This is a genomic window from Rhodococcus sp. FW305-130 (genome assembly GCF_058788335.1).
In genome coordinates this window covers 62627-76788 of record NZ_JBYTAP010000011.1, presented here as the reverse complement: position 1 = coordinate 76788, position 14162 = coordinate 62627, and the positions used below count along the sequence as shown (strand labels likewise).

15 protein-coding genes are annotated in these 14162 nt (G+C 61.3%); 8 read left to right on the top strand and 7 right to left on the bottom strand.

Translation table 11 applies throughout. The features are described 5' to 3' along the window. Positions 1-22 precede the first annotated feature (22 nt). The 4 genes from AC3WQS_RS28380 to AC3WQS_RS28365 all read left to right on the top strand — a co-directional run bounded on the left by AC3WQS_RS28380 (position 23) and on the right by AC3WQS_RS28365 (position 4487). A complete protein-coding gene (locus tag AC3WQS_RS28380) occupies positions 23-967 on the top strand; it encodes a D-cysteine desulfhydrase family protein (RefSeq protein WP_019745674.1) in 945 nt (314 codons plus the stop codon). Then, positions 964-1821, top strand: coding sequence for a helix-turn-helix transcriptional regulator (locus AC3WQS_RS28375; protein WP_019745673.1), 858 nt, complete (start codon positions 964-966; stop codon positions 1819-1821). The genes AC3WQS_RS28380 and AC3WQS_RS28375 overlap by 4 nt, the downstream gene beginning before the upstream one ends. Before the next feature lie 95 nt (positions 1822-1916). Continuing rightward, on the top strand, positions 1917-2900 hold the full coding sequence (locus tag AC3WQS_RS28370) for an ABC transporter substrate-binding protein (RefSeq protein WP_019745672.1): 984 nt from the start codon (positions 1917-1919) through the stop codon (positions 2898-2900). Positions 2901-3320: 420 nt separating this feature from the next. Next, on the top strand, positions 3321-4487 hold the full coding sequence (locus AC3WQS_RS28365; RefSeq protein ID WP_317825987.1) for an alkane 1-monooxygenase: 1167 nt from the start codon (positions 3321-3323) through the stop codon (positions 4485-4487). 38 nt (positions 4488-4525) lie between these two features. Here the strand turns inward: AC3WQS_RS28365 and AC3WQS_RS28360 are convergent, their stop codons facing one another. Together AC3WQS_RS28360 and AC3WQS_RS28355 are read right to left on the bottom strand one after the other, a co-directional pair. Next, a complete protein-coding gene (locus AC3WQS_RS28360; protein WP_283308010.1) occupies positions 4526-5473 on the bottom strand; it encodes a nuclear transport factor 2 family protein in 948 nt (315 codons plus the stop codon). Positions 5474-5475: 2 nt separating this feature from the next. After that, positions 5476-6114, bottom strand: a complete 639-nt coding sequence (locus AC3WQS_RS28355) for an NAD(P)-dependent oxidoreductase (protein ID WP_020909412.1) — start codon at positions 6112-6114, stop codon at positions 5476-5478. A 167-nt stretch (positions 6115-6281) separates the two neighbouring features. On the opposite strand from AC3WQS_RS28355, the gene AC3WQS_RS28350 reads away from it, so the two are divergent. The 3 genes from AC3WQS_RS28350 to AC3WQS_RS28340 all read left to right on the top strand — a co-directional run bounded on the left by AC3WQS_RS28350 (position 6282) and on the right by AC3WQS_RS28340 (position 8611). After that, positions 6282-7253: a serine/threonine dehydratase gene (locus tag AC3WQS_RS28350; protein ID WP_070795553.1), complete on the top strand. Its 972-nt coding sequence runs from the start codon at positions 6282-6284 to the stop codon at positions 7251-7253. Positions 7254-7311: 58 nt separating this feature from the next. Beyond that, on the top strand, positions 7312-7713 hold the full coding sequence (locus AC3WQS_RS28345; RefSeq protein ID WP_492712596.1) for a hypothetical protein: 402 nt from the start codon (positions 7312-7314) through the stop codon (positions 7711-7713). A gap of 61 nt (positions 7714-7774) precedes the next feature. After that, positions 7775-8611 (top strand): DUF1206 domain-containing protein, encoded by an 837-nt coding sequence (locus tag AC3WQS_RS28340; RefSeq protein WP_492712597.1) that lies wholly within the window; start codon positions 7775-7777, stop codon positions 8609-8611. A gap of 19 nt (positions 8612-8630) precedes the next feature. Here AC3WQS_RS28340 and AC3WQS_RS28335 read toward each other — a convergent pair whose 3' ends face one another. The 3 genes from AC3WQS_RS28335 to AC3WQS_RS28325 all read right to left on the bottom strand — a co-directional run bounded on the left by AC3WQS_RS28335 (position 8631) and on the right by AC3WQS_RS28325 (position 11458). Next, positions 8631-9938: a serine hydrolase domain-containing protein gene (locus AC3WQS_RS28335; protein ID WP_492712598.1), complete on the bottom strand. Its 1308-nt coding sequence runs from the start codon at positions 9936-9938 to the stop codon at positions 8631-8633. An 82-nt stretch (positions 9939-10020) separates the two neighbouring features. Beyond that, positions 10021-10758: an SDR family oxidoreductase gene (locus tag AC3WQS_RS28330; protein ID WP_492712599.1), complete on the bottom strand. Its 738-nt coding sequence runs from the start codon at positions 10756-10758 to the stop codon at positions 10021-10023. After that, positions 10751-11458, bottom strand: coding sequence for a TetR/AcrR family transcriptional regulator (locus AC3WQS_RS28325; protein WP_438472524.1), 708 nt, complete (start codon positions 11456-11458; stop codon positions 10751-10753). The genes AC3WQS_RS28330 and AC3WQS_RS28325 overlap by 8 nt, the downstream gene beginning before the upstream one ends. A 175-nt stretch (positions 11459-11633) precedes the next feature. On the opposite strand from AC3WQS_RS28325, the gene AC3WQS_RS28320 reads away from it, so the two are divergent. Then, a complete protein-coding gene (locus AC3WQS_RS28320; RefSeq protein ID WP_020971058.1) occupies positions 11634-12407 on the top strand; it encodes a DUF4190 domain-containing protein in 774 nt (257 codons plus the stop codon). Between the two features lie 13 nt (positions 12408-12420). Here AC3WQS_RS28320 and AC3WQS_RS28315 read toward each other — a convergent pair whose 3' ends face one another. Both AC3WQS_RS28315 and AC3WQS_RS28310 read right to left on the bottom strand, forming a co-directional pair. Further along, positions 12421-12897: an SMI1/KNR4 family protein gene (locus AC3WQS_RS28315; RefSeq protein WP_024487502.1), complete on the bottom strand. Its 477-nt coding sequence runs from the start codon at positions 12895-12897 to the stop codon at positions 12421-12423. Positions 12898-13058: 161 nt separating this feature from the next. After that, positions 13059-14159 carry an alcohol dehydrogenase catalytic domain-containing protein gene (locus AC3WQS_RS28310; RefSeq protein ID WP_019745661.1) on the bottom strand — a complete coding sequence of 367 codons (1101 nt, stop codon included), beginning with the start codon at positions 14157-14159 and terminating at the stop codon, positions 13059-13061. Positions 14160-14162 lie beyond the last annotated feature (3 nt).

The window sequence follows — 14162 nt, the reverse complement described above, 5'->3', positions numbered from 1 at the left end:
ACGGTCGAACTAGACTCGTCGAATGTTCAGTTCCGACGTTCCGCCGATCAGCCTGGGCAGTTGGCCGACCCCCGTCGAACCTTTGGCGCGTTGCGCGAAGGCACTCGGATTGGGGCCGGAAGACCTGTGGATCAAACGTGACGATGTCACCGGACTAGGCGGTGGCGGCAACAAGATCCGAAAGCTGCAGTACACCTGCGCTCAGGCTTTGGCCGTCGGCGCGACGACTTTGATCACTACCGGTGCACCGCAAAGCAATCACGCTCGGTTGACTGCATCCGCAGCAGCCCGTTTGGGATTGCGTTGTGTGCTGGTGCTCGGTGGTGCCGAGCCGGAATCCGCGCAGGGAAATCTCGTTCTGGATGCACTCGCGGGCGCTGAGATCGTCTGGGCCGGAGGGAACACGGCATCCGCGGTCGACGCCGCGGTGCAGGCCGTCGCTGACTCGGGCGGAGTTCCTTTTGTCATTCCCTTCGGTGGTACCAGCGCGGTGGCCGCGCAGGGTTACGTCGACTGCGCACGCGAGATCGAGCAGCAACTCCCCGGAGTGGAACGCGTCGTGGTTGCACTCGGATCGGGCGGAACGATGGCTGGACTTGTCGCGCATCTGGGCGTCGACAGAGTTGTCGGCGTCGATGTCGGGGCTGTTGCCGATCCAGTGTCGACCCTCGCTGGGTTATTGGACGAGATGCCTGGTCCGACCGTGCGAGCCGCGGATCTTCAGATCCTGCGAAACCAAGTTGGACAAGGATATTCGACGCTCACGGAAGCATCAGCCGGCGCGATCCGATGTTTGGCTCGTACGGAGGGCATCTTCCTCGACCCGACGTACACCGGCCGAGCCTTTGCGGGATTGATCCAACTAGTGAAGGACAAAGCCATCACGGCGGGATCAAAAACGGTCTTCCTGCACACCGGTGGGTTACCTGGCCTGTTCGGACATCCCGAACTGTCGACGCTGCGGTGAGCGAGCAGATCGACTACCCGCTCAGCAGCCCGCTCGACGAGTTGTCCGAGTGGCAACGCGTCGTGCGACCGCTGCGCGTCAGTGCCGACGGGTATCTGCGTTTGGCGACCAATCGGCTGTCAGTCGATTCGGACTACACGTGGGAGATGCACCGCCACAGCGATCACGAATTGCTGTGGGCGATCGACGGTGTTCTCGAGGTCCGTACTCCGGAGACTGTGTACACGGTGCCGAGCGGGGTCAGTCTGTGGATCCCGTCCTTTGTTCCGCACGAGGTGACGGCGCGTAGCGGCACAGAATTGTCGTGCACGTGGTTGGTGGCATCCGATGTGACCGGGTTGGATCGTGTGGTGGCCTTGTCCACCCCTCCGCTGCTCGAACAAGTACTCGATCACCTCACCCGAGACGACTTGACCGACGCGGCTCGTCGACGAGCCGAGGCGTTTGCCATCGACCTCGTCGAACCCGTACCGCGACTGATTTTCGATGTGCCGCTGCCGACGACGCCGTGGCTTCGGCAGATCGCAGATCAGTTGGTTGCCAGCCCGGCCGACACCCGATCGGTCGAGGAGTGGGCCACCGACGCGAAGGTCAGTACGAGGACCCTCACACGAAGGTTCCCGGCCGAAACCGGATTGACCTTCTCGGAATGGCGTATGCGACTGCGGGCTCATCATGCGATGCAACTTCTGGCACTTGGTCGAAGCATCTCGTTTGTATCGAGGAAGACGGGTTTCCGTTCCGAAAGCGCGTTCGGTGCGGCTTTTCGTCGGACGATGGGTGTGACCCCGGGGGAGTTCGCAAGCCTGATCGATCATCCGCGCGCGCCAATGACCGATTGGCTACAGGACTAGTCCGAACAGCGACTCAAAGCGCCTCGATCGGACTTGTGTCGTGCCACAGAATGAACTTAGGGTTGGCTAAACAATCACCTCTGTAGGAGTTCTGCGTGCGCGCAATTCGATCATTTTCTTTCGGTTCCAGAGTCATCGCAGCGGCGGCAGTTGTCGTTGTCGGTGCGATGGTGGTGACTGGCTGTTCCTCGTCATCGGCCGACTCCGAGCCGACGGACGTCCGGACGGTTGCCTCGGCATACGGGGACATCGAGGTTCCCGCCTCGCCGGAGCGCGTCGTCGCCGCGTCGTACGACACTCCTTGGCAGCTCATGTCCCTCGGAGTGAAACCGGCTGCTGTGCAGGACTACGGCAAGTGGATCAGTGAATTCACGCCGGAGCAGCAGGCCTTCGTCGACGGGCTCCCGACCATCGGGCCCTACGGGGAAATGAACTTCGAAGCGATCGCTGCGGCAGATCCCGACATCATCGTCGGCGACGCCGACGAGGTGGACCAAGCGGCGTTCGACCGTCTGTCTGGCATTGCGCCCACCGTCATCGTCAAGGGCGAGAGTCGAGGCGACTGGAAGACGATCACCACGGAGATCGCCGAGGCGATCGGCAAGACGGACGTGCTCGAGTCGACGCGCACTGCTTACGAAGAGAATCTCGAACGTGTCCGTGGCGAGTACGCCGACGTGATCGCGACCAACAAGTGGATTCACATTTCACTCGGAGACGCGCCCGGCGCTTTCTCGGTTCAGCAGCCCACCGGTGCGATCGGCAATTTGGTGGTCAACGAACTCGGATTGGCGTACGGGCCCGGTGTTCCGACCAATTACACCGATGCCGGATACGAGTCCTACCCGATGGAGCAGTTGGCCGACATCATGAACGGTGTGACGGTCGTGCTGTATCCCCTGAATGCGGACGGATCGACCAATGCGGCGGTTCAAGCGGTCCTCGACGACAACCTCTTCACGAGGCTGCCGGCGGCGCAGGCCGGGCACGTCTTCGGATTGCAGTCGAGCGTCACAGACTTCGTGACCGCGAACGGTTGGCTGAACGAAGTGAAAACGAAGGTGTTTGCAACGCTCTGACGCTTGCTCACCTTTTCACTGCGTGCCCGCAACTGACCAGTTGAGGGCGCGCAGTCTTTTTGGTCGCCACTACGAGCGGAAATCCTGTCCTCTGCTTATGATTTCTGTCACTGCCGGTTACCGTTACTTCGACGAGAGCGACGCGGTTCGACCTTGCCTTGGCAGGGATCATCGATCCTCGGCGACGTGGGGAGGTGGTCGCCATCCCCGCAGATCCGTGGGGTATTTTGTCCGTATCTACTGTCGGGGTGAGCAGTGATGTGCGGGGGAGTTTTTGGTGAGTACAAGCGCTCGTGCCGTCTTTCGAGCAGGGCGCTCTGGATTTCGGGACCATACCCGTCCGGACATTAGTTCTGGTTTGCTGAGCGTGAACGGTGCGTGGGGCGAATCGTTCGAGGGGACGAAAGGCGAGATCGGCGAATGACAGCGACTTCCGACGCACGGCATACCGAATCGAAGGCTGTCCAGAACACCGACTCGCCGTCTGGCGAAAACCCGCGCTGGCGCGACCGCAAAAGGTACCTGTGGCCGCTCGGATTGCTGATTCCACTCAGCCCGTTCATCTCCTGGTTTCTCGTCGACAACCTTCGTCTCGGATTGTTCTGGGCGACCGGCGCGTGGCTGCTGGTCATCGTCATCCCGATCATCGACATGTTGGCTGGTGAAGATGGCGAAAGTCCGCCGGACGATGCGATCCCACGACTGCAGAAGGACCGCTACTACCGCTGGTGCACTTACGCGTTCCTCCCCTTGCAATACGCCGGTCTGGTCTTCGCCTGCTGGTGCTGGATCAACGCTCCGATGGGAATCGCGGAGAAGATCGCGATGTCGTTCACGGTGGGTGTCGTCGCCGGCGTCGGTATCAACGCGGCCCACGAGCTCGGCCACAAGAGCGAGAAGAGCGAACAGTGGCTCGCGAAAGTGGCGCTTGCGCAATCTCTCTACGGGCACTTCTACGTGGAACACAATTTCGGCCACCATGTGCGTGTAGCTACTCCGCAGGACCCGGCCAGCTCACGGTTCGGTGAGAGCTTCTGGAGGTTCTTGCCACGAAGTGTCTTCGGCGGGCTGCGTTCGGCATGGCGCATCGAGAGCGCGCGACTCCAGAGGAAAGGCAAACGAACCTGGAGCTTCGAGAACAATATTCTCAACGCTTGGGCGATGAGTGTTGTCCTCTTCGCGACGCTGATCGGTATCTTCGGTTGGGAGGTCGCGCCCTGGCTCCTGCTGCAGGCAGTTGCCGGATTCACCTTCCTCGAAGCGGCGAACTACCTCGAGCATTACGGTCTGCTGCGTGGCAAGCGTGCTGACGGATCGTACGTTCGCGCCAGCCCCGCTGACAGTTGGAACAGCGATCACGTCGTGAGCAATCTGTTTCTCTACCAACTGCAGCGGCACAGCGATCACCACGCCAACCCGAAGCTGCGGTACCAAAGTCTGCGTAGCGCGGCCGAAGCGCCGCAACTTCCGGCCGGCTACGCAGTGATGATCGTGATCGCGTGGATTCCACCACTGTGGCGCCGGGTGATGGATCAGAGATTGTTGGACTACTACGAGGGCGACACAGATCGAATCAACGTCGGCTGATTACGTAGCCGTCCGCTGAACTGTTCGGAGTTGTCGTTTCAGCGACCGTCATCCCACACGGTGTTACCGCTCGCGGTCGTCGACGGGTAGTCCTGGACCGCGTCCCAGTGTTCGACAATTTTGCCGTTCTCGTCGAATCGGAAGATGTCCATCGAGCCGCCGCCGGCCGTTCCCTCACCGGACGAAGCGAAGGTCTGAACAAAGACGAAGTCGCCCTCGGCTATCGTCCGTGGAAACTTGGTGGCCTTGTCTCCGGTAACGGGTTCGATCCCGGCCAGTGCGGTGACAAATGCGTCCTTGCCGTCAGCGAACGAGGGGTTGTGCTGGGTGTAGGTCGGACCGACCAGCTGGTCGGCAGCCTCGGCGGATTTGCCTTCGTTGAAGGCGAGCTGCAGGAACGTCAACGCGTTGGCCGTGTTGCGCTCCAAGACTTCTGACGACTTGGACGGCGACGAGGTGGGTCCGTCGAACATCGTGTTCGGATTTGCGGACGTTTCCGGCACGTCTTGAATGGCATCCCAGTGTTCGACGATCTTGCCGTTGTCGACGCGGAAGATGTCGAATACTGCCTGGCCGCGGTCGCCAGGTGTAGACGTGGTGTGAGACTGGAGGGCAACCAGATCGCCCTCGGCGAAAACACGAGTGATCTCGGCGTGTAATCCGGGTGTGGCCTCGACGTAACCGCCTATGCCGCTGACAAATCCGGCTGCCCCATCGGCGGCGGTGGGGTTGTGTTGGATGTAGACGTCGCCAAGGTACCGGTCGGCGGCTTGCTGTACCTGACGGCCGTTGAACGCCAGTTCGTAGAAATCTGTGACGACGGTCTTGTTGGATTCGAGTTGATCGCCCTGTTCGGCGACAACGGTCGTGGACGTCGCAGAACTGCTGGGCGTTGCGGATTCCGCGTCGTTGGAGCACGCGGTGAGCAGGAGGGCGGCGGCAGCGGGAACAGCGATCCAGGCTGCGCGCCTACGAAGGTTGCTCATGTTCAGTGTGCGACGGTGAAACGCTGGCGACGGTGGGCCGGAGTCTCGATCTCGTCGACAAAAGCGTGGGCGTAGTCTTCGCCCGCGATGGCGGAGTTACCCTCGGCGTCCGTCAGGAGAATGTCGCCACCCAACTGGAACGATCCCTTCGGGGCGACGCCGGCATGGGCACCGAACGCTGCGGCCGGGCTCACGTAGAACCAGTCGACATTGCTGTCAGTTGCGCGGAGCGCGTCGAGGACGTCGGCGTGAGCGAGCGCCTCACCCTTGTATGCGTCCGGGAAATCGGGGGTGTCGACGACGCGCGGCCCACCCTCGGCGACCAACAGGCTGCCGGCGCCACCGACTACGGCAATGCGAGCACCGTTGCGTGCGGCGGCATCGGCGAGGGGAGTGACGGCGTCGAGCAGGCGCTTGCCGTCGATCTCGCGAGCGGGGATGGCAACGACAACGACGTCGTTGTCTGCCGTGATCTGCTCCACGATCGTGTTGTCGTGAACCGAACCCTGCACGACATTCGTGTCGGTTCCGGACTGCGCGCTGCGAGCGACGACGGTTACCTCGTGGCCGCGTGAAGCGGCTTCCTTCGCGATTGCACTTCCTGCAAAACCGTTTCCACCGAATACTGCGATCTTCGACATGGCGTGTGCCTTTCCTTGCTGTCGTCGTTGTGCTTGTAGTAGTAAATTTATTCACCTGGAAGGTCGATGTCTCGGTCAGATGCGGGCAGTAATTGGTGAAAAACAGACATCTTGATGACGATGGGCCGACTGCTTCGGGTCGAAGTTGCGAACCGTAGGGTTGGTACATGACTCTCACCGCCGACAACAACGCAGGTCCGCTGGCAATCGAGCGCTCGGATGTCGAAGCCGCACGGACTCGTATCGCAGGACTGGCGCGGCGTACTCCCATCTTTCGAACTGCGGTGCCGACACCACACGGTGAGGTGCCGGTTCTGTTCAAGCTCGAGTACCTCCAACACGGCGGCTCCTTCAAGGTGCGCGGCAGTCTCAATGCAGTGGAACGAGCGGTCGCCGACGGCACCATGCCTGACGCAGGCGTGGTGATCGCGTCCGGCGGCAACGCTGCGATCGGCGCTGCGTGGGCCGCGCGGCGCCGAGGACTCACCTGCACAGTGGTGGTGCCGGAGACAGCGCCCGAAGCAAAGGTGAAGGCACTTGGGGAGCTGGGTGCAACCGTTCACAAGGTCGGCGACCGGTATGCACTCGCCGCTGCCGCTGCGGCGGACATCGCACGCTCGAGCGGTGCGCTCGAACTGCACGCCTACGACCTGCCCGACATCGTCAGCGGAGCCGGGACCATTGCTCTCGAGATCGAGGACGACGCATCCGGACCGATCACGTATTGCGTTGCAGTCGGCGGCGGCGGGTTGGTCTCTGGAATCGTCGCGGCGGCTCGTCCCGAAGATCAAGTGGTAGCCGTCGAGCCGACCGGGGCTGCCACCTTGCACACCTCGCTCGATGCGGGGCGTCCGATCGATATCGAAGTGAACAGTATCGCCGGGGACTCATTGGGGGCCACACGGATTGGCGCCATCGCCTGGGAGACGCTGCATGAGAGTTCGGTTAACAGCGTTGTGGTCGACGATGATTCGATCCGGCAGGCGCGGGCGTTCCTGTGGCGGGAGTTCCGGATCCTGGTGGAGTTGGGAACCGCGGCAGCAATGGTTCCGGTTCTGAACGGAACGGTGACGCCGCCGTCCGACGGTGAATTGTGCGTCGTTTTGTGCGGCGCCAACACGCATCCGACCGACCTGTAATTTTCGCGTATTTCTTTGCCTGCGTGTGAGAAAGTCCCAGGTGGGTACCTCTCGCAGTATGAGTACCAGCAGCATTATCTGGATAATTGTTGCCGTGGTCGTGGTGATAGCGATCGTGGCCGCACTCCTGTGGGTGGCGCGAAACAGGCGCGACGAGCGTCGTCACATCGAGGCAGAACAGATCCGCGAAGACGTCGCAGACAAGTCGCTGCAAGTAGGCGAGCGCGAGGCGCGGGCAGACGAGACAGCAGCCAAAGCGCGCATGGTGCAGGCAGAGGCCGACGCCAAAGCGGCGGAAGCGTCTGCGCTGCAACATCATGCAGCGCAACATCGGAAAGAGGCGACGAGCTCTCGCGAGGAACTGAACCAGCAACGAGATCATGCAGACACGATCGACCCCAAGGTTCCCAACCCCGAAGAACCGCGGTCGACGCCGGATCAGAACCCTCGAAACCCTTGATCTCGAAACACTTGGTGCAGGCGTTCGAGGGAAGCGTCTGCCCGTATATGGTTCGACGATCATGATGAACAAAGAATCGTCACCGCAGGACCAGAAAAGTGTCACGTCCACGGCGGCTGACGTCGCACAGAACAATGTCTTCGAGCGCTTTGCCCGCGCAGGATTTGTCGTCAGCGGCGTGGTTCATCTGCTGATCGGATATATCGCGATCCGCCTTGCTCTCGGTGGATCCGGGTCTGCGGACCAATCGGGTGCGATGGCCGAGTTGGCAGGAAAACCAGGGGGTGTCTTCGCTCTGTGGGTCGGCGTCGTGGCCTTCCTTGCCATGGCGTTGTGGAGATTGGCCGAAGCTGCGTTGGGGAGCTCGTCGTCGCCGTCCTCGGACGACAAGAAGAAGGAGTTCTTCAACCGTGCAAAGGCTCTGGGCATTTCGCTCGTCTATTTCGGTTTTGCTTTCACTGCATTCGGATTCGCCCGCGGAAGCGGGAAGTCCAGCAGCGGTCAGAGTGCGGGAATCACGGCGCGTTTGATGGCGAACACGCTGGGGACTATCGCATTGGTGATCGGTGGGATCGCGATCATCGCTGTTGGTGTTTACCACGTGTACAAGGGCGCGAGCCAGAACTTCCTGGATGATTTGAAAGGCACACCCAGCAACTTCGTGCGCCGACTCGGAACCGTCGGGTACGTCGCCAAGGGCTTGGCCATCGCTGCTGTCGGCGTTCTGGTTCTTCTCGCGGTCAACAGTTCCGAACCCGGCAAGTCCTCCGGACTCGACGGAGCGTTCAAGACGCTGGGTGCGCAGCCGTACGGAGTGGCCCTGCTGATCCTTGCCGGATTGGGCATCATCACCTACGGGCTCTACTGCTTCGTGATGGCACGTTCGACGAAGATGTAGCGCCCCTGGGTAAGTGGGTCTATCCGAATGACCCGGTCTGGAAACCGGCGTCGCTGCCCGACGAACTTCCCGTCGAGCTACCGAATATCGGTCGTCTCGGAACCAGATCATGCATCAGGTTCACTGCTGCAGGGTCGATCATCGCCGCATTTCCACCGTTCGCCAGAATCGTGATCGACCAGCCGCTGTCGGGAACCAACAGGGTGATGCAGTTGGATCCCGAGCTGTCTCCGTTCTTCTTGGCGAACGATTGTGGGAAGTTCGGCGTCGGGGGTTGGAGCTGCCACGCCATTCCCATTCCGAATGCAGGATTCTCCGGAGCTTGCGTGTCGATCTGCTCGAGCATCGAGGTCAGGACCGGTTTGAGCGGGTTGTTGCCATAGCCGAGAGTTGTTGCGGCCCAGATCGACATGTCCTCGGCGGTGCTGACGAGGCCACCCCCGCCTGCGATCGCACCCGTGTTGTTCCACAGAGGGGCTCTTGTGCCGTCGAGGTAGTACGGAACGGCCAGGTCGGTTGCTTTGGTCTCGATCACGGTACCCATCATCCCGAGCGGGTCGGTGATTTCGCGGGCGACTGCTGCCGCGAAAGGCGGCTTCTCCTGTCCCGGAATGATCTTGTCTGCCATGAGTGTGCCGAGCAGTCCGAACCCGAAGTCCGAGTACAGCCAGTGGCTACCGGGGGCGAACTCCAAGGCCCCGGGAGCCCGGAGTCCTTCCCAGAGCATGTCTCTCGTGTACTTCGCTTTCTCGTCCGTGCACGATTGTGTGGGATCGGCACACCCTGCCGAAAGATTGGGTGGGTCGTCGCTCAGACCGGAACGGTGGGTGACCAGTTGGCGAAGCGTGATCTCCTCGCCACCGCTGCCTTTTGGCAGCGGGTTGCCGTCCGAATACTTGCTCGCCAGGTCGTCCAATCCGACTTCTCCCCGAGCGATCAGTTTCGCCAGTAGTGCAGCGGTGAAGGTCTTGGTCTCCGAGGCGATCTCGAATTGCGTTCGTGGAGTGACTCTCACGCCGTTTTCGACGTCGGCATGGCCGTAGTGGTACGCAGTGGTGACACTCGCTTTGCGGTTCTTCTCATCCGGTTTGACGATGGCGAAGGCAAGGCCGGGGACTCCGCTGTTCAGCAGTGTCTCTGCGACGCGCTGTACCGCTTGGGCTTCTGCAGGATCGCCGACCCGCGAACCTGGATTGGGTGCCGTGGGGCCGGCGGCGCTGGCGGTCGAGGAGGTCGCGAGGGTTATGACGGCGGTTGCCGCCAGTCCTGCAACGCTGATGAACTGTCGTCGTGACGTCCGGGCGGACCCTCGATCCTGGTTTTCCATTGTTTGCACATTACAACCAAAGTCGACTGGTTTGACTGTTTTGTCGGAATTGCCAAGGTGTGGTCCTTAGACGATGGATTTGCTAAATCACGCCGCCGTTGACGTAGATGACCTGGCCGTTGACCCAACGAGCTGGGCCGGCGAGAAACGCGACAGCCTCCGCGATGTCCACCGGTGTGCCGAGGCGTTCCAGGGGAGCCAGCTTGGACAGGTTCTCCACTGTAGCTTCGTCTTTCCCGTCCAGGAACAGATCGGTGGCCGTGGGGCCTGGGGCTACGGCGTTGACCGCGATATCGCGTCCCCGTAGCTCTTTCGCGAGAACCAGAGTGATCGCGTCGACAGCACCTTTGGTGGCGGCGTACGCGGCATAAGTCGGAAACGCCAGCTTCTTCACGGAGGTGGAGAAATTGATGATCGCACCACCGCGCCGGACACATCTGGCTGCCTGCTGGTCGACCACGAAGGTCCCTCGGACGTTGGTCCGATGCATCCGATCGAAATCGTCGAAGTTCAGTTCTGCGACGGTGGAGAGAATCATGATTCCGGCTGCATGGACGACGACGTCGATGCCTCCGAATTCCTCCTCGACCGTATCGAACAGGGCCGCGACTTCACCTTCGTCGGCGACGTCGGCATGCACCGCGATGGCGCGACCGCCCGCTGCGACGATGGTGTCAACTGTTTCCTGGGCGCGTTGAAGGTTTCCTGAATAGTGCACGGCGACAGCCATTCCGTCGGCGGCGAGCTTCTCGGCAGTCGCTCGCCCGATGCCGCCGGAAGCTCCGGTGACGATGGCGACGCGGGTGGTGGTGTCAGTCATGATGTAACTCCTGAACTGGTTTGGGTGCATCGGACAGCTTGCGGAGCCACTCCCGTAGTAGGCCGACTTCGTTGGTGGAGAGGGAAGTTGAATCTGCGGAGGCGAGTTGAGCGTCGAGAGTGGATGCAACTCTGTTGAGGGAGGCGTCCGGGTGGGCGCCGGATTCGTCGATGATGGACGCGAAGATTCCGTCGCGAACTCGCTGTGACAGTGTCGGATCGGGGTACTGTTCCGGCCTTACGACGAGCATCAGAGCGACACCCGCGTTGGCGGACATCACCATCTGCGTAGCCACGTCGACCGATACGGTCAGAACGCCTGCCGCAGCGCATCGTTCGAGAACGGATCGAAGTAGCGCCTGGGCTTGCAAGGCGGTGTCGGCACTCTGGGCGGAAGGTGAGTGCATCAGTCGGTAATGAGCGGGATGTGCGAGCGCGAAGGCTGTATGCGCATCCCAGCCGGCCCGTAGATCGGCGACGGGGTCATCGGAAGGTGTCGCAGCGCGTTTGCCTTCGAGGTATTCGGAGAATCCTGCCTCGACGACGGCTGCGAGCAGTCCGTCCTTGTCGCCGAACTGACGGTAGAGCGCGGGGGCGCCGACGCCGGCCATCTCGCACACGGCACGGGTGGAGATGTCACCGTTGGGGGAGGTGTTGAGCAACTCGGTTGCTGCGGCCAGAATCTTTGCCCTCGAACTCATGAAAGCAACGCTAACATAAATGTGTAATCGTTGCTATCGCCGGTTTGGTCGTGCGAACGAACTACAGACACAGGCACCAGAACTTGATCAGATGAGTGAGCCGGTCCGGCCACGGTTCTGTGTGGAGTGACGGCTAGGGCCGTTCTGTTGTCGCACTCTGAACGAAGGAATCCTGGTGATCGACTCGGAAACTACTGTTGCGCCGAATAATTCGCATTCCGGTTATCTGGGGTGGATTCTGCGGGTCATCAGTGTCGTGGCGTGTGTTGCGGTTGCAACGGTCGTTGCCTCGCTGACGCTCGGGCCGCCATTCGCACGGGCCTGGGCACAGTGGGTTGCTCGTCATCTAGGTGGGGACTTCGAGACGGGAGTCGTTGTCGGATTTGTGACTGGGCTTTTAGGCATTGCTGTGACTTTGTTTGCAGCGCTGATGAGTTCCTTGGCGTGGCGGCGCCGAGGTGGCCCGGCATTGTCGCTTGGTATCGGTGCTATTGCCTTGCTTGCCGTTCTTCCTGGCGCAGTGAATTTGAGTATCGCGGTCGGTGCAGCAGGATCCGGGGTAAGGGCGGCGGGGAGGATCCTCGACGTCGACGGGCCGGCGTTTCGTGGAGCCTGGGTAGCCGGATCAGTGGCGGGACTGTCGCTGTATATGGTCGGGGCGCTGCTGTTAGGGAGGAGCCTTCGTTCGGCATTCGGGCCTGTCAGGCAGGTGGTGTCGCCGCCGCCAGGGGTGGTCGGCGGTACGAATGCCTTGGCCATCGTCGCACTGGTACTTGGAATCTTCGGTGGGGTTCTTGCTATTCCCGTGGGCCATGTGTCGCTGAACCAGATTCGCCGTTCCGGCGAAAGTGGGCGCGGATTGGCAGTGGCCGGCCTCGTTCTCGGCTATCTGTCGCTGGTCGTCATCGTAGGTGTCGTACTAGTGGCTGTGCCCGCGGCCTTTCGATAATTTGGGTCGCGCGTCAGAGTTGGGTGGGCTGGAGTGGCTCGATGTCGTAGGCGCGGGGTCCGAACAGGCTCGCCGTCCGGGTGCGAATGGACGGAAGTGCTTCGTAGAGGCTCCCGCCGAGGCGGTGGAGGGAGTTGAACGATCGCGATTCCCAAACCGGAAACTCTCCGTCGGTGTCGCGTGATGCTGTGTCCCACAGGAGGGCGTCACCGTTTTCGCTCCATCCGAAAACCTGCAGCGAGTCGGGGAGTGACCAATCGCCGTCGGGTTCGATCATCCAATCGAACTCGTCATCCTGTCCTTCTGTGTAGACCGAATGAAGATGAGCGGTGAGGTTGCGGGCGCGCCCTTGCCAGCCGTCGGCAAATCCGGGAAGGACGGGCGGATAGATGAGCCAGAGTCCGAAGGTCCGCGCCCACCCTGCGTGCCGGATGAATGCGCGATATGAATCGGGGAAGCCCTGCCGGTCGGGAAATCGAAAAGAATCCAAAAAGGTGAAATCTATGTGTTGAAGCGTCGGTTGGCCTTTTACCGTCAGCGCGTTGGGTCCCGTGGCAAACACGTCATCAACACTAGCAATGCGAGTCCGTGGGGGATCTCGGGCGGGAGGTCTTGGCTGGTTGTTCCCCGAGTTCGTCGGATCAAATACCTTCAATGACCCGCAAGATTCACCACCAATCGAATCACCAACTCGCCGTCCACCTCTCGGGTCCGTTTCTCGCAGATCACGTTCATCAATGCGGTGCCCTCATCGATGCCGAGTTGGTGTGTGAGTAGCGTGTCGATCGTGTCGTCGGCGCTCGTCAATGCAGCTGCAGCGGAGGCGAGTTGGTGGTTCGTGACTCCTCTGTTGCCCGTCAAGGCAACGCGCAGAGAGCCCCTGGTGAACGTCGTGATCGCGGGTGGTGTCGGTCCACCCGTGTTGGCTTGTCGCACCCCGGCGATGTCCACCCCGGGTAACAAATCGGACGTGGCCTTGGCCGGCACTCCACCAATCGGATGCACGGAGACAACTCGATCGCCGAGGCGTTCCAGAGCGGTGTCGATCGACGCTACTGTGCCGGCGCGGTGAGTCGCGACCAGCACGGCGACCGAGCCTGTGGTTTCGCGTACCCAGTTCTCGGTAGCGAGCGAGTTGACCACGGATGGAAAGTGATTTGTCGTCCACTCCATGCCGAGTTCGGTGCGGTGGACCATTACTACTCGGACGGTTGGGAAGAGAACGGAGGGTGCGAGGGCCGCAGCCAGATTTCCGATGAGACCGTCGCCGAAAATGAGCAGCGTCCCCGGTGACTCACGGGAGAGGCAGGAGAGCGCGTACCTGACGACGGCGTACGGTTCGACGAGAGTAGCGCGTGCGCTGGAAAGTTCCAGTGGCAACGGCGTGACCAACCCTCCACTCACCGCGGGCACGCCGATGATGACGCGTTGTTGAAACAACCCCTCGACGTTGTGGCCGAGAAGAAACGATGAATCATGCGGATGCGTCGGGTTGACCACGACTCGATCACCTACCTCGAAGCCGGTGACGCCGTCGCCCACTTCGACGACGCGGGTAGCGCCTTCGTGGCCGACGATGGGCGAGGGGTCGTCCCTGTCTCCGCGCACAATCTGAATGTCAGTCCCGCACAGGCTGACTTTCTCGGGGGCGACGAGAAGTTCGCCGGGTCCGGGAGTTGGAGTCGGCCGCTTTTCGACGCTCGACCGACTGCCCCTTCTCACGATTGCGCGATGGGTGAGTTGCGTTGTCATGAA